11 protein-coding genes are annotated in these 16,297 nt (G+C 46.3%); 5 read left to right on the top strand and 6 right to left on the bottom strand.

Features of this window, described 5'->3' with window-relative positions:
- Positions 1 to 499 precede the first annotated feature (499 nt).
- The 4 genes from RLO19_RS26780 to RLO19_RS26765 all read right to left on the bottom strand — a co-directional run bounded on the left by RLO19_RS26780 (position 500) and on the right by RLO19_RS26765 (position 5,331).
- Positions 500 to 1,786 (bottom strand): glutamyl-tRNA reductase, encoded by a 1,287-nt coding sequence (locus RLO19_RS26780; protein WP_446360427.1) that lies wholly within the window; start codon positions 1,784 to 1,786, stop codon positions 500 to 502.
- Positions 1,787 to 2,082: 296 nt separating this feature from the next.
- On the bottom strand, positions 2,083 to 3,123 hold the full coding sequence (glpX, locus tag RLO19_RS26775) for a class II fructose-bisphosphatase (RefSeq protein WP_446360426.1): 1,041 nt from the start codon (positions 3,121 to 3,123) through the stop codon (positions 2,083 to 2,085).
- Between the two features lie 172 nt (positions 3,124 to 3,295).
- The gene (locus tag RLO19_RS26770) at positions 3,296 to 4,228 is read right to left on the bottom strand and encodes a methyltransferase domain-containing protein (RefSeq protein WP_446360425.1); all 933 of its coding nucleotides are present in this window, start codon (positions 4,226 to 4,228) and stop codon (positions 3,296 to 3,298) included.
- 104 nt (positions 4,229 to 4,332) lie between these two features.
- The gene (locus RLO19_RS26765; protein WP_446360424.1) at positions 4,333 to 5,331 is read right to left on the bottom strand and encodes a diguanylate cyclase domain-containing protein; all 999 of its coding nucleotides are present in this window, start codon (positions 5,329 to 5,331) and stop codon (positions 4,333 to 4,335) included.
- Between the two features lie 757 nt (positions 5,332 to 6,088).
- On the opposite strand from RLO19_RS26765, the gene RLO19_RS26760 reads away from it, so the two are divergent.
- Positions 6,089 to 7,105 carry a S66 peptidase family protein gene (locus RLO19_RS26760; protein WP_446360423.1) on the top strand — a complete coding sequence of 339 codons (1,017 nt, stop codon included), beginning with the start codon at positions 6,089 to 6,091 and terminating at the stop codon, positions 7,103 to 7,105.
- 98 nt (positions 7,106 to 7,203) lie between these two features.
- Here the strand turns inward: RLO19_RS26760 and RLO19_RS26755 are convergent, their stop codons facing one another.
- Together RLO19_RS26755 and ilvB are read right to left on the bottom strand one after the other, a co-directional pair.
- Entirely contained in the window at positions 7,204 to 8,073 is an 870-nt protein-coding gene (locus RLO19_RS26755) for a DUF4388 domain-containing protein (RefSeq protein ID WP_446360422.1), read from the bottom strand.
- 545 nt (positions 8,074 to 8,618) lie between these two features.
- On the bottom strand, positions 8,619 to 10,484 hold the full coding sequence (ilvB, locus tag RLO19_RS26750; protein ID WP_446360421.1) for a biosynthetic-type acetolactate synthase large subunit: 1,866 nt from the start codon (positions 10,482 to 10,484) through the stop codon (positions 8,619 to 8,621).
- A gap of 481 nt (positions 10,485 to 10,965) precedes the next feature.
- Between ilvB and RLO19_RS26745 the strand changes: the two genes are divergently transcribed.
- From RLO19_RS26745 to RLO19_RS26730, 4 genes are all read left to right on the top strand, one after another.
- Positions 10,966 to 12,771: a tetratricopeptide repeat protein gene (locus RLO19_RS26745; protein WP_446360420.1), complete on the top strand. Its 1,806-nt coding sequence runs from the start codon at positions 10,966 to 10,968 to the stop codon at positions 12,769 to 12,771.
- Between the two features lie 26 nt (positions 12,772 to 12,797).
- The gene (locus RLO19_RS26740) at positions 12,798 to 13,052 is read left to right on the top strand and encodes a hypothetical protein (RefSeq protein WP_446360419.1); all 255 of its coding nucleotides are present in this window, start codon (positions 12,798 to 12,800) and stop codon (positions 13,050 to 13,052) included.
- 77 nt (positions 13,053 to 13,129) lie between these two features.
- The gene (locus RLO19_RS26735; RefSeq protein WP_446360418.1) at positions 13,130 to 14,188 is read left to right on the top strand and encodes an RNA-guided endonuclease InsQ/TnpB family protein; all 1,059 of its coding nucleotides are present in this window, start codon (positions 13,130 to 13,132) and stop codon (positions 14,186 to 14,188) included.
- A gap of 4 nt (positions 14,189 to 14,192) precedes the next feature.
- The gene (locus tag RLO19_RS26730) at positions 14,193 to 16,226 is read left to right on the top strand and encodes a tetratricopeptide repeat protein (RefSeq protein WP_446360417.1); all 2,034 of its coding nucleotides are present in this window, start codon (positions 14,193 to 14,195) and stop codon (positions 16,224 to 16,226) included.
- Positions 16,227 to 16,297: the final 71 nt, after the last annotated feature.

Raw genomic sequence — 16,297 nt, 5'->3', positions numbered from 1 at the left:
TATAAACGGACGTGGAGAGGGTGTAAGACCTCATTTGGAGGCAACCTTCAGCGAAGCGTCAACCCCAATCAGCGACCACCCCGGCTAAAGGTGGCGTGGTGAGGAATCCCCCGCGCTCTTTAGCCGGGGGAGGATGTCAACAAGACAAGACTAGAGTGATTCCATTTGAATCGTAAACATACGGGTATACTGCAGATGGTCACAATCTCAAACTTTGTCAGGGTTTGCCTAGATCGCCAGTCCAGTAATCAAAATAGATACAAAAATAGCCAAAAAACTGTAACAAAAACTACAAATTTTTCCCTTTTGTAGAGACGTTCCGGCGGAACGTCTCTACAAACTGAAATTAGCTTAAACAATCAATAAACGCTGACGCACAGATTCAGCGAACCTCAACCCGGTAGGGGCACGGCATTGCCGTACCCCTTCTATAGATATTCCCCTTAAGGAATAGCTACCAAAACCATGAAACCCAACCGAAAAATTTCAGCACTAACCCTTAACCAAACTGCTCCTCAATTTCCAAATTAAACAGCGTTTGCAGCGTCTGCATCGCTTGGCGTCTGGCTTCAATATCCTGCTGCGCCCTTAACTGCACCATCGGATCATGGAGAATTTTATTCACAATTCCCCGTGTCAGCGCTTCGATAATTTCTTGATGTTTATCGGCAAACTCTGAACCCAAGCGGGATAGGGCTTTTTCTAACTCCTGCTCCCGGATAGTTTCAACTTTCTCCCGCAGACTACTAATTGTACTCACCGTTTCGAGCGATCGCCACCAAACCTCAAAGGCTTCCACCTCTTCTTCGAGTAAGCTTTCCGCTTCCATCGCCATCTGACGGCGGCTTTCGGTATTTTGCGCCACCACCGCTTTTAAGTCGTCCACATTAAAAGCTTGAACCTGTTCGAGTTCATTAACATCGGCATCCACATTACGTGGTACGGAAATATCAAATAGCATTAAGGAGCGACTGGGAGCAAGATGGACTTCCAGTTTAGCGCGATCGAGGATCGGTTCTGTCGCACTGGTACTCGTAAACACCATATCCGACTGCGTAATCACCGCCATCATCTCAGATAGAGGATGTACCGTTAACTGAGCATTCTCAAACTGCTGTGCCAACTCCTGAGCCCGTCGAGTTGAGCGATTAATAATAGCGATTGACTCAGCACCTTTAGAAAGCAGGTGTTGTACCAGCAGACGCGACATCTTCCCAGCACCGATAATTGCCACTCGGTAAGCGGCTAAGTTTTGCACTTCCATCTGGGCGAGTTCCACCGCCGCAGAACTAATCGAAACCGCCCCTGTACCAATACTGGTTTCAGTGCGGACTCGCTTACCTGCGGTAATCGCTTGTTTAAACAGTCGGTTAAGCAGGCGCCCAATTCCCTTGTATTGCTGACCGACTTTATGGGTATGCTTAACTTGAGATAAGATTTGCCCTTCGCCCAGGACTAGACTATCAAGTCCCGCCGCAACGCGCATCAAGTGCATGACTGCATCGTGATGTAACAAAATGAACAAATGGGGGCGTAATTGATGCAAGGGTACATGAGAGTTATCTGAAAGGAACTGACTGACTTCACGAACACCCTTTTCCGTTTCCTTCGCCACAATATAAATTTCCAGGCGATTGCAGGTACTGAGGATCGCCACTTCTTCAACATGGGGGTAGCTACAGAGTTGTTGGATGGCGTCTTCTAGTTGGGCTTCGGGAATGCTCAGTTTTTCCCGTACTTCAACTGGCGCTGTTTTGTGGCTTAAACCTACGACGGCAATATTCATTGTGTTCTCCGAATCTCTATCGTTGGGTTGGGTCAACTATTAGGCTTGTTTTAAAGATAAAGAAAATTGAGAAATTTTTCTGAAAGCGATAGGCAATTGGGCATACGTTCACAGATTACCCGGGGAATTTACTGCCCTGTCGTACTTGATTCCGATCAAGAATCTGATCAATCAACGCTAAGCCAGAGTAAGTAGCATTATCATTGCTCATACTCTGGCTTTAACGCTTTTCTCTCCTCTCGATGACTAGAATTCGAGGCGGAGAAATCCTGCGAAAATGGATAAATTTACAGTATTTATCGCAGTTGCAGGGTCTTCGGCTGATCAAATAGATGGACAGTATCCACAAATCGAGCCGTCTTCGACTGGGTGGAAATTACCAGGCTTTGAGTCCGCGCTCCCCCGTGGAAGAGTCGTACCCCTTCCATCAAGGTTCCAGGCGTAATACCACAAGCGGCAAATAGCACAGTTTCACCCGAGGCTAGCTCATGAGTATTGTAGACCTTATCGGGCTCGTTAATACCCATTTCTTTGAGCCGCTCCAGGTTACCCTCTTTGCTCTCACCAATCAAACCCGTCTGTACAACCTCTGGGTCATAGATTAACTGACCTTGGAAATGTCCTCCCAAACAGCGCATCGCGGCGGCGGATATAACGCCTTCGGGTGCTGCACCAATGCCCATCAGAGCATGGATATTTGTCCCCGAAAAGGCACAAGAGAGCGCCGCAGAGACATCTCCGTCACTAATCAGCCGAACTCTGGCGCCAGCCGAGCGGATTTCCTCAATCAGTCCTTTGTGGCGATCGCGTTTCATCACGACAACCACAAGTTCCTCAATTGAGCGATCTAGGCACTCCGAGAGAATTTGCAGGTTTTCCGTTGCCGATTTATTGATATCGACATGATTTTTAGCCGCCGGAGGCGCAGCTAACTTTTTCATGTAAAAGTCAGGTGCAGCAAACAGCCCCCCTTTCTCAGAAATAGCTAGCACCGCCATTGAACCCGGTTGCCCATAAGCCACCAAGTTTGTCCCTTCACAAGGGTCAACGGCAATATCAACTTCAATGAGTTCATCGGGGTTACAGAAGTTCTTAGCATCCGGCTGGTTACAGATGCCTACTTGTTCACCGATATAGAGCATCGGGGCTTCATCTCGCTCCCCTTCTCCAATCACGATGCGACCCCGCATGTGAATGTTGTTCATCCGCTCCCGCATGGCTTCTACTGCCACATGGTCAGCAGTGTTCTTATCACCTTTGCCCATCCATTTGGCAGAAGCAAGGGCTGCCTGTTCGACAACTTCAATAATTTCTAGTCCTAGCGTAGTTTCTAGCACGAAGCTTTTCCTCTCAACTGCTTAGTTTTTCCCTGGTCTTATTTACTGTCCCCAGTCTAAAAGTCTATCAGAGACGGGGATCTCCTCGAAAGCATGTCAAGTATTGGTTTATGTTAAGTTTTGCTACGACGATCCCAGCATTGGGTTCCCCTGTTTCCCTCTTCCCCAATCCCTAATCCCCAATCACCTCCTCAACTTGGGCAATGATCGTCCGATGGCGGGGACTATTCGGTGTAATCATCGGAGACTGGAATCCGGCTTCCGCGATCGCTTCCTCCATATCCAAGGTAAAATATTCGTCAAAGTAAGGCTCAGTGCTTTTGAATAAAGTAAAAACATAAGCTGGCATCGTCCCATACACCTGAGACTGAGGATTCATATCCATCAGGGTAAGATAGCCACCAGGACGTAATAACCGCCGTGCCTCCCGCAGGATTGCCTTTGCCGCCATTTGAGGCAATTCGTGGAATACCAAGAAAATAGAGACTAAATCGAATGAAGTATCAGGTAAACCTGTCGCTTCAGCCGCCCCATGTTTCCAGTTAATTTCTCGATGATCCTGCTGGGAATTGTAGGCGGCTACGGCGAGAAAGTAAGGCGATAAGTCTACACCCGTAATTTTTGCCTGGGGATAAATCTTTTGTAAGCTAAAGGTACTCATCCCAACACCACACCCTAGATCCACAATATCTTGTGGCTCAATGGCGACTTGCTTTTGCACCAACTCATGGTAACTCTGTCGCAGCTTAGCGTCTCCTTGGAGTCTATCTTCAGGGTAGAGATTGGCATGAACAGCATAAGCCGCAACTTCTTGTTCAAACGCAGCATCCCACTGGAGATTTCCCTTGTCATAAGCATGGAAGGGACGCAAATAATAATCAGGGTAGGTTAACTGGGGGTTTTGGACTTGATTGAGATAACTATCCCAGTCTAGAGTTCGCAACTCATTAACCTGTTTCGTCCAAGGTACGCCAATTTTTTCAGCTCGTTTCACAATCATCTTACGAGCCTGCTGCTTGGCTAAATTGGCTAAGGGCTTAATGGAAAGGAATCCATTCACCAAGCGTGAGGCTAATCGGGGTGTTGTGTTGACAGCAGTGGTCATGATGGTTCTTAGGGATTATCTGCTTTGGGGATTGACGCATGTACAGAATATCGGCAATGCTACGATATTTCAGCAACACTATGCCACCCATCCCTAAATTTAGTTCAAACTTTCGCCACATATCGATTACGCCCAGAGGCTTTCGCTTGATACAAAGCCAAATCCGCTTCAGCAACTAGCGTAGCTGGTGGAGTATCAGGCTCCGGATACAGACTGGCAACACCCAAACTGAGTGTGACATATTCACTGACGGCTGAAGCCCCATGGGTAATCTTTAAACTATGAACCAAGCTGCGTAATTCTTCAGCCACTAGAGAAGCACCAATCGTGGTGGTATTGGGTAAAACAATAGCAAACTCTTCACCCCCATAACGAGCAACTAAATCCACAGAACGTTTAGCACAAAAACGCAAAGCATCAGCCACCCTTCGCAAACAGGCATCACCGGCTTGATGACCGTAGGTATCATTATATTTTTTGAAAAAATCAATATCACACAGAATCAGAGATAAGGATGACTCTTCTCGAATCATGCGCCACCATTCATCATCAAGGTATTGATCAAACCGCCGTCGATTGGCTACACCCGTCAGTCCATCTAAAGTCGCTAAACGTTGTAACTCTCGATTGGCTTGTTCAAGTTGTTGATAAAGCTGAAATTGTTGAATTAAACGCCGCACTCGTTGACGCAAGACGGCTAAGTGAATCGGTTTGGTGATATAGTCAGTAGCACCCACGGCAAAGGCACGGTCAACGGATTCTGGATCATCAAGATTGGTAATCATTAACACAGGCGTTTGGGAAACTCCCTGTAACCCTTGAGCCTCCAAATGTTCGCTATCGGGTGATGTCTCGTCTTCGTCTGAGAGTTTTTGTAAGTGTTTGCAACAGGTAAAACCATCCATGACCGGCATCAGGGCGTCTAGCATAACTAGATGCGGTTTGAGACGCTGATAGACGTCCAAACCCTGTTCGCCGTTGGTTGCTTCGACAACTTTATAGCCTTCTTTTTCCATGACTCGGCGTAAAAGCTCTCGTATAAACTGGTCATCATCAACCACCAAAATGGTTGGTGGTTCTTCGGGCAAAGAAACTAATTTCATCCTTAAGAATGCTGATATTGCCGTCTTTGGGTCTGTAAAATTGATGCGACCCGTTGATACTCAGACTCTAGCTGGCAAAACTGCGCCAGTGCTCTCACGCGATTACCACCCTTGCTTATCTGTTCTAGCATCTGACGGAACGGGTAGATCCTCCTAGTTCCTAAAATCCCATGACTTCAAGGTGTCAATTTCATCAATCGAGTCTGTATACGTCTGTTGAGGATAGCTGTACCATGAATGCCATTAACCTGAGGCATGTTCCTTGGGATTGATTGATCACCTCCACATCGAGAGAGAGAGTATCTTTCCCTACCATAGCCTGAAGCAATTACCATGTCTCTGGGTGTAATGGCTGAATTGCTGGAGTTTTTGACTAGCTATCGTGAATTTGAAAGGCAGATGCTCTTCAAAGAGTCAGATTCAGCTACCGTCAGATCAAATGTCTGTGGTTAATCGGATACAAAAAATCATCCGTCTTTCGCGGCTGGATACCTTGTCCATACAAAGTATGGGCGGGGTAGTTGACCGTCTCTGTACCGATAGCGCGGTGATGACACAAACCAACCATCAATCCCTGTTCGGGAGTTTGATGCTAGAGCGTCGGTGAGTTGACCAAAATCTGGCAGATGCAATATCTCTATTATTATTGCTTGGTTTTAGCGAGATGATTCAAGTATGTCAATTCTAGCTCTTTTTAAGAGCTTGGTACTCCCAGTCGTTTTTCGGTTTTTCTATTGTAGTTTTCCGGGACTGAACATTGAGCCAACCCTTTTCAAGTAATCGCCGTGCCTTGCTTAAACTTTTAGGACTGACGCTGTTGGCAACCCAATTCCCGGCAACGGCAAACCCCTTACCCCTGATCAAACCGCGACGTCTGAATCCGGGCGATACCATAGGATTGATTAGTCCAGCCGGTCTGGTTGACCAAAAGACCGTTGATGAATTTACTCCCGTTTTATCACAACTGGGTTTAAACACAAAACTTGGGACACATATTTTCAACCAGTACGGCTACCTCGCAGGTCAAGATGCTGAGCGTGCTGCTGATGTGAATGCAATGTTTGCTGATTCCTCTGTCCAGGCTGTGCTAGCAATGGCAGGCGGATGGGGTTGTAATCGAATTTTACCCCTGTTGGACTATCAGCTAATCCGCCAAAATCCAAAAATCATTATCGGCTATAGCGATGTGACTTCGCTGCTGTTAGCGATTTATGCTCACAGCAACCTGATCACATTCCATGGACCTTTAGGAACATCAACCTGGAATTGGTTCTCAATCCAACATCTGCAACGCATCTTGTTTGATGGGGAAGCAATGACGCTGCAAAATCTACTGAGTACTCCTGTGGAAACTATTACCAGAGGTAAGGCAAGGGGGCGTCTGGTGGGGGGAAATTTATCTCTGATTGCGGCGCTGGTGGGGTCAGATTATTTACCCGACTGGGAGCAGACTATTTTGTTTGTGGAAGATATACGAGAAGAGGTTTACCGGATTGATCGTTTGTTAACCCAGCTCAAACTCGCTGGAATTCTTGAGCAATTGGCTGGATTTATTTTTGCACAATGTACAAACTGTCCCGCAGGCGACGCTAATGAACCATCGCTGACTTTGCGACAAGTATTATCTGACCATATCAAACCCTTGGGGGTTCCTGCCTGGTATGGTTCGATGATCGGTCATATCCAGGATAAATTTACCGTACCTATCGGTGGCATGGTAGAAATTGATGCGGAGCGAGGAACAATTCGTTTATTAGAATCGGTAGTAATATGATATATAGCAGTTTAGTCCTGATTGAGGTACGTTATTTTATTCCACGCTGCTGTAAACCGCTGCGCGTCTACATCTGTTGTTTCTGATCCTTTGCCTAACTAAGCCGCCCGTAACGGCAGATGCTTGGACTTATCTGCTAAGAAACCCATTAAGTTGTGCAAAAAGGAGTGGCTGACTGGCTGATCTGTCGCTTCTGGATGGAGCGGCGTCGCGATCGCGTCCACAGATTGAGGGCAAGGGGTATGAATCACTAAGGGGACTTCTTCGACCAAACCGACTGTCATTAATCGAAAGGCAATCTGCTGCACAGTTTTTACAGAAAGTCTAAGTTGTTTGGCAATTTCCCTCAGGGAAACAGTACCACTGGTATACTCCCAGATTTGAGATTCTAAGGCGTTTAGAGGATAACGAGGGTGTCCTGTAATACTGAGCAACCCCCCATTGGCATCGGGTAATTTATCGCCTAGGGCATTCCAGTTACCCAAGGAACGTAATCCCAGTAAGTTCGCCGCTAGAGTACTCAAACTCAAACCCGTCATTCCCGACATTGGCAGTTTGACTTCATGGTTGAACTTAAAACGACCCGCTTTGAGTTGAAACAAGGCACAGGTTGGTCGTAAGACTTGGGCTTGGAACAGCCATTTGACTTGTTGCATGGTTAACAACCCTTGTTTTTGCAGGTAGAAACCCAAAGGTTGATCCTGGGGAACTGACTCCCTCAACTGAGCCAACTGACTTCTATCCATCCATTGGCGTTTAGCAATTAACTTAATTAATCCTGGATACTCTAACTGAGAATCAACAGCCACAATTCGACCGCGATAGACCCAGATATAGCAAACACCATTCGGGGTGACAGCGGTAGGAGCATCAGTATTTACAGTCAGCAAACCCGTGTGATGCCCTTTACCAAGGAGCCGAAAAATTTCGGGTAATGAAAAGTCAGTGAGTGAGCCTGTAATGCACATTGTTCTTATGTTGATATCACTTTTGTTATGATGCAAATAGCAGTTAGCGCCTTTAAAGGAAGCCTGTTTATCTTGATCCCAAAAAAAATCTGTAGTTTTTGCTATTCTTAGTTTAATCCCTGATGAAAGTTTCAGACAATTACTTTTTGCTAAGCTGTGTTAAGAAAAAATAAAGTTTATTACATCAGAACTCAGAATCTTGAGTTTTATAACCCTTCTCACATTTTGCCATAATCCGTCTGCTCTGAGGAGGATTCTTTATCCGTTGCCGTTGATTAAACATCCTACTTAAGACAGATAAATTAAGTTCGTTTAATGGCGTATCTGTCATTGCCTTTGCTCACGAAGATCAAGAAGATAAAGTTCCAGAAGGGGAATTTTCATTCCTCATCCCACCCTGAAGGGGCGGGTAAGCTACTTGAGGTGTAGGCAGGGTGTGAGGTGTAGGGTGTAGGGAAGGGAACAATTGAACCCCTCTCTACAGAGCCAAAATGATTAAGATAACCCCATTACACTCACCTTCCCTACCTGGCGCTCATCGCCAATTAGCTCACAGCAACTGTCGATGGCGTATCGAGTAGTTTTGTGCCACATTCACAACAGCATTTATGAGTCACTGGATTTTCTGTTCCACAGTTGGAACAAGTCACCATACTGGGTGAAATCTGCCCTGGGTTGGGAGAATGCAAACCCATCATGTCGCTATTGGTATGACCGGGAGCAACCATGGGATAACAGTCTTCATTGCGGGTAACACGCACGTCTACAAGCACTGGACCGTCATGGGCAAGCATTTGGGCGATCGCATCGGCTAAAGCGTGACGCTGTGTCACCTTAATGGCATTAATCCCATACACCTGAGCCAGATTAACAAACTCCGGTGTGCCGACTTCCAGATTCGTCGCTTCATAGCGATCGTCATAGAACAAATGCTGCCATTGGCGCACCATTCCCAGCCAACCATTGTTGAGGATGACAATCTTTACACCAATGCTGTACTGGGCGATTGTACCCAGTTCCTGCATATTCATCTGGAAGCTACCGTCGCCGCTGATACAAATCACGGGTTCGGAGGGTAGAGCAACTTTTACACCCACAGCCGCAGGCAAGCCAAACCCCATTGTGCCTAAACCGCCACTGGAAATCCAGTGACGGGGCTTATTTTTCAGGAATTGAGCCGCCCACATTTGGTGTTGACCGACGTCGGTGGTGTAGTAAGCCTGGGGGGATTGACGGGCAACTTCCACAATCACTTCTTGGGGCGAGAGATTCTCCAGGGGATGGGGCTGATCTAAGGGATACTCATTCTGCCACTGTTGAATGCGATCGCGCCAGGGTTGGGTTTGGTTGAGATCGATGCCATTCCCCAGTTCATGAGAGCGTCGCAACAGGTCAATTAACACTTGCCGCACGTCACCAACAATGGGTACATCAGTGTTCCGGTTTTTCCCCACTTCCGCCGGATCAATATCGATGTGAATCACCTTCGCATCGACAGCAAACTGTTTCGGCAAACTCGCCACCCGGTCATCAAAGCGGGCACCCAAGGCAATTAACAAATCACATTCACTCACCGCAAAATTCGCATAAGCGGTGCCGTGCATCCCTAGCATACCCAAAGCCAGGGGATGGGACTCATCAAATGCTCCCTTGCCCATCAGAGTGGTTGTCACCGGAATCTGGAAATGCTCCGCCAGTTCCAGAAGTTCCCCATGGGCACCCGCCGCGATCGCACCGCCGCCCACATAGAGTAACGGTTTCTTCGCCGCCCAGATCAAATCCAGTGCCTTGTTAATTTGGTTAGAATTCCCTTTCACCGTGGGACGGTATCCCGGTAGCTTTATGGTACCTGGTTCAACCGGAACGTAATCAAATAGTTCAATTCCCACATCTTTAGGAATATCAATCAACACAGGTCCAGGTCTACCCGTACTCGCGATGTGAAACGCTTCCGCCACAATCCGAGGAATATCACGAGCATCATTGACCAAATAGGAATGCTTGACAATTGGCAGCGTAATCCCGAAAATATCAATTTCCTGGAATCCATCCGTACCGATTGCCCCACGGGGCACCTGTCCCGTAATGGCAACCATCGGCACAGAGTCCAGGCTCGCCGTGGCTAAACCCGTGACCAAATTCGTGGCTCCAGGTCCTGAGGTTGCCAAACAGACGCCAACTTTACCCGTCGCCCGGGCATACCCGTCAGCCGCATGGGCAGCACCTTGTTCGTGTCGCACGAGAATATGTTGGAGTTCGCCTGTGGCTTCCGCTTGGTATATTTCATCGTAAATCGGTAGATTCGCACCACCCGGATAGCCGAAAATGTGCTTCACACCATGGCGCTTTAAACTATCAATCAGGGCAAAAGCGCCGGATACACGCCTGACTCTCACAGTTTCAGATTGCACAGCTAGTGCCTCCAGTTAGTCCAACAATTACATAAGGAACGTTACTAATGAGTGCTTACCCAATTCTGGGTAAGCAGTTTGCTAATTTCGATACATATTAGAGTTTGAGTCAATGAGTAGACTTTATTTGAAAGACGATTTTAATTTTTAATTAAAGAATGAACTTTGAGCAAAAATTTTATATTTTTTTAATTTCCTCACTTTTCGAGGGAATTACGAGAACTGGATTTAAGTGATAATTAGCTCACCAAGTCTGTCTTTTGGACTAAAGCGGATATCCTCAAAGGTCTTTAAAACTAGAAACTTTTAGCCCGGTTAGCATTATCTTAACCCGATACAGTTTTTTGAACCTGTTATATCCTAATGAGATGTGATGGTTGTCAGTGAACTGACAAGATTTTTCATCCCCTGTCCTAACCTCAACGAAAAAGGATTGCTATAGTACAGGAAGAATAAATATCGGCGTCAGGGGACAAACCAGGTGATACCGTTAGCAGACCTTAAAGCCTTAATTCAACAAACTGAAGCAAAAGGGGGAAGCCAAGACCCAAGTCTGGCGAACTTGTATGCTCAACTCGGACAACTCTACCAAAGCCGACTGGAAAATGGAGAATTTGAGGATTACCAGCACGAACTTGCCCTCGCCGTTGAATATTTCCGCAAAGCAGTTGACCTGCAACGACGATTTGATTTAGAAACTGACTTAGCTGCAACCCTGAATCATCTGGCGGAACTCTATAGAACCCATGGACGCTACGATCAAGCTGAACCGCTTTATCTCCAAGCTTTGGACTTAAGGAAACGTAACTTAGGAGAGAACCATGCCGATGTTGCCACCAGCCTGAATAACCTAGCACGACTCTACCACTCTCAGGGACAATATCCCCAAGCCGAACCGCTTTATCTCCAAGCTTTGGACTTAAGGAAACGTAACTTAGGAGAGAACCATCCCGATATCGCCATCAGCTTCAATGATCTCGCCGCCCTCTACTTCTTTCAAGGACGTTACAACGAAGCCGAATCTCTTTATCTGCAAGCTTTGGAACTGAGGAAACGTACCTTAGGAGAGAACCATGCCGATGTTGCCACCAGTCTTAACAATCTAGCGTTACTTTACTTCTTGCTGGGACGCTATGACCAAGCAAAACCGCTTTATCTGCAAGCCTTGGAACTGAGGAAACGCTTATTGGGAAGGAACCATCCCGATGTCGCCACCAGCCTAAATAATTTAGCCGAACTTTACAGAACCCAAGGACAATACAACCAAGCAGAACCCCTCTATCTGCAAGCCTTGGAGGTGATGAGACGCTTACTGGGGGATGAACATCCCGATGTGGCGACTAATATGAACAATCTAGCTGCACTCTATTTCTTCCAAGAACGCTACGACGAAGCCGAACCCCTCTATCTACAAGCCTGGGAAATCAGGAAACGCTTATTCGGTGATAATCATCCCGATGTAGCACAAAGCCTCAACAACTTAGCCGGACTCTACTTCTCTCAGGGACGTCAGGGTGAAGCCGAACCTCTCTATCGCCAAGCCTTGGAAATCTGGCAACGCTTATTGGGCAATAATCATCCGGATATAGCCACGAACCTGAATAACTTAGCATTACTCCACCACTCCCAAGGACGCTACGAGCAAGCCGAACCCCTCTATCGCCAAGCTTTGGACTTAAGGAAACGTTTGTTCGGCGCGAACCATCCCGATGTAGTGACCAGCCTAAATAACTTAGCGTTGCTCTACCATTATCAAGGACGCTACGAACAAGCCGAACCCCTCTATGTGGAAGTATTGGATGTGGGTAAACGGTTCTTGGGAGAGGAGCATCCGGATGTGTTAACCAGCCTGAATAATTTGGCAGCACTTTATAAAAATCTAGCCGAACTCTACTCCACTCAGGGACGCTACGACGAAGCCGAACCCCTCTATCTGAAAGCTTTAGATTTGCGGAAACGTTTGCTGGGAGATGAGCATCCCGATGTGGCACAAAATCTGAATAATTTGGCAATACTCTACTTCTTTCAGGGACATCACGATAAAGCCAAAGACTTCTATTCCCAAGCCTGGGAGTTAGGAAAACGCTGGCTAGGGGATGAGCATCCCGATGTGGCACAAAATCTGAATAATTTGGCAGGACTTTACTGTTCTCAAGGAGCATATCAGCAAGCCGAACCCCTGTATATCCAGGCGTTGGCAATTTGTGAAGAACGACTCGGTGTTAATCATCCGACTACAGTGACAATCCGGAAAAATCTAGATGATCTTCATACCGCGATGGGATAATAAGCTGTCATGCATTGAAATGGGGTATGAGTAGCGAGCAAGATGCTCGCACACCCAGGATGAGAGCCATTATTGACCAGATAGCTAAAGAAAATGTACTCTATAGAAGTGGGTGTGACTACAAACCGCTCCGAATCAGGGATAAATCTTGTCGAATGTGCTTAGGATTGATTCGGATTAACACGATTCAAAATAACTTTGTCATTTTTTTAGCTTTCTTCGCCGGAAGCCCCAGCGCAACCACCTGTACCCAGTTGGCGTTGGGATGGATAGGCGGATAGCCGGAGGTACGGAGGCTATCAAATCACTATACATTGAGTATACTGTTTTATAGGTCGATAAACGAGAGGTAACCTTAATGAGAACAGCTCACCAGTATCGATTGCGTCCAACAAAACAACAAGTTATTCAGCTAGACAAATGGCTGTCAATGTTGTGCGCTCAGTACAACTACTTGCTGGCTGATAGGTTCAATTGGTACGAACAAAACCGTTCTCCTGTTAATGCTTGTCCTCTTGTTTGTCACCTGCCAGAATTACGAGACAACCCCGACTATTATTCTCAAAAGAAAACTTTACCTCAACTCAAAAAAACTCATCCTTGGTACGGCGAGATATATTCTCAAGTTCTTCAGGATGTAGTTAAACGGGTAAAGTTGACATTTGACCGATTCTTGAAGGGTGATAGCACTGGTAAGCGTAGTGGTAAACCGAGATTTAAGGCTCGGAATCGTTACAGGACGTTTACCTATCCTCAGATGAAAGATGGGTGCTGGCAAGGTAATCTGATTAACTTGCCAATGTTTGGTAGAGTTAAGGTTGTCTTACATCGTCCTATCCCTGATGGGTTCAAAATCAAGACAGCATCTGTCACCAAGAAAGCCGATGGTTACTACCTGACGCTTTCCTTAGAAGATAAAACTGTCCCAGAAATTAAGCCTGATTTCAACCCAGATAAAATCACTGGGATTGATATGGGTTTAAAAGAGTTTTTGACGACTTCAGAGGGTGAAACTGTAGCCATTCCTCAACATTACCGCAAAGCACAAAAACGCCTGCGGGTTATGCAGAAACGGGTATCACGCAGCCAGAAAGGGAGTAATAGTAGACTTAAAGCCATCAAGCAACTAGGAAAGCAACATAAAAAAGTTGCTGACAAGAGAAAAGATTTTCATTTCAAGACAGCTAATTGGCTGTTATCTAAATATGATGTAATCGCTCACGAAGAATTGAACGTCAAGGGTCTAGCCCGTACCCGATTGGCTAAATCTGTGCTGGATTCTGGGTGGTCAAACTTCCTGTCGATACTGGCAAACATTGCCGAAAATGCTGGTTTGTTGGTGTTCGGTGTAAGCGCCCATAACACCTCGCAGGATTGCTCCAATTGGTTCAAGAGCGATTACAAGATTGGAGGTTAATTTCATGATGACGGAGTTGTCTGACCCGACGGTTCATAATGAAACAAGTTATGGCGATTTGCTGAGGTTGATTCGAGCAAGTCAAGGTAAGTTGAGTGTGATTGTGGCAGTTTGTGATGATATTCATTACCGTAACCAACTGATTGAACGCTATGAAACGGAACTCGCCGCCTCTGTGCGATCGCATCGCGTCACGTTGGTTAAGGATGACCCGACTCTAAGCCGCGCCATTACTGAAGTTGTCCAAACCGATGAGGATTTACGTCAGGGGGGGAACGCCGTTGTCACCGTGACGGGTGTCCAAAAACTTCTCTGGCTCAAATTCGACGCCCCACGTTCAGAACAGGAAATTTTTTTCGCCTCTCTACCAGAAACCCCAGACGCATTATCAGCCTTTGCTTTTCCGATTGTCCTGTGGCTAACTCACCAACTAGAAAGTCAGCTTAGTCAAAATGCCCCAGATTTCCAAAATTGGTGTCAAGGTGTCTTTCGCTTTCACTCCAAAAAAACAGCCGCTATTCCCATTCAAGATATTGAGCCATTCCGCCATCTTATAGAAGAAAGCGACGCTTGGGATCAAAACGTATCTGTTTTTCCAGTCGCAGATCTCAACCCATTGATCGAGTATACCAAAGCCAAACGTGGACTCAATGACCCGAATTTGGCAACCTTATATGCTCAAGTTGGACAACTTTATCAACGACGCTTAGAACAGGGTGAATCTCTGGATTATCCCCAAGAACAAGGATTAGCGGTTGAGTATTTGAGTCAAGCAATTGAGCGACAAAAAGAACTTGGAAGAGAAACAATCTTAGCCCAAACGCTGAATAGTTTAGCCGAACTCTACAGAATTCAAGGACGCTACCGGGAAGCTGAACCCCTTTATTTAGAAGCCTTAGAACTCAGACAACGCTTATTGGGCAATGATCATCCTGATGTCGCCACTAGTCTCAACAACTTAGCAAAACTGTACCAGGCTCAAGGACAGTACGCCCAAGCCGAACCCCTGTATCTGCAAGCTTTGGACTTGAGGAAACGTAACTTGGGCGATGACTATCCTGATATCGCTCATAGCCTCAATGATTTAGCCACCCTTTATTTCTGTCAAGGACGCTACGAAGACGCCGAACCCCTGTATCTGCAAGCTTTGGACTTGAGGAAACGTAACTTAAGCGATGACCCTCTAGATGTGACAATCAGCCTCAGCAATCTAGGCTTACTCTATCATTATCAAAGACGCTACGAAGATGCCGAACCCCTTTATCTTCAAGCATTAGACATCGAAAAACGCTTCCTGGGCGAGGATCATCCCGATGTCGCCACAACCCTGAACAATCTCGCCGCCCTTTATAAGTCCCAAGGACGTGACGAAGAGGCTGAACCCCTTTATCTCCAAGCCTTGGACTTGCAAAAACGTTTATTGGGAGATAATCATCCCGATGTCGCCACTAACCTCAATAATTTAGCCGCTCTCTACTTCTCTCAAGGACGGTACGAGAAAGCCGAACCCCTCTATCTCCAAGCATTAGACATCAGAAAACGCTTATTAGGAGAAAACCATCCGGATGTAGCACAAAGCTTGAATAATTTGGCAGGACTTTACTTCTCTAAAGGACCCAATAACAAAACCGAATCGTTTTATTTGGAAGCTCTAAATATTCGGAAACGTTTATTAGGAGAAAATCATCCCGATGTGGCAACTAGCATGAACAATTTAGCACTACTCTATCATTATCAGGGACACTACGACAAAGCCGAACCCCTCTATCTACAAGCCTTAAATTTGAGGAAACGTCTACTTGGAGACATCCATCCCGATGTAGTAACCAGTATGAATAATTTGGCATTACTCTATCATTATCAAGGACGCTACGAGCAAGCCGAACCCCTTTATCTCCAAGTTTTAGAACTCGGTAAACGCTTATGGGGAGAAGATCATCCCGATGTCGCGCTCAGTTTAAACAATTTGGCAGCCCTCTATAAGTCTCAAGGACGGTATGAACAAGCGAATTACTTAACTTCCAAGCTATGGAATTGAAGAACGGTTGATTGGAAGATAAGGGGGACAAGGAAGACAAGGCAGATTAAAATAGACGGTTGCGATCGCAC

Source organism: Coleofasciculus sp. G2-EDA-02 (assembly GCF_040226375.1).
Lineage (GTDB): Bacteria > Cyanobacteriota > Cyanobacteriia > Cyanobacteriales > Coleofasciculaceae > Coleofasciculus.
The sequence above is the reverse complement of the archived record's forward strand: the minus strand, read 5'-3'. Positions and strand labels throughout refer to the sequence as shown.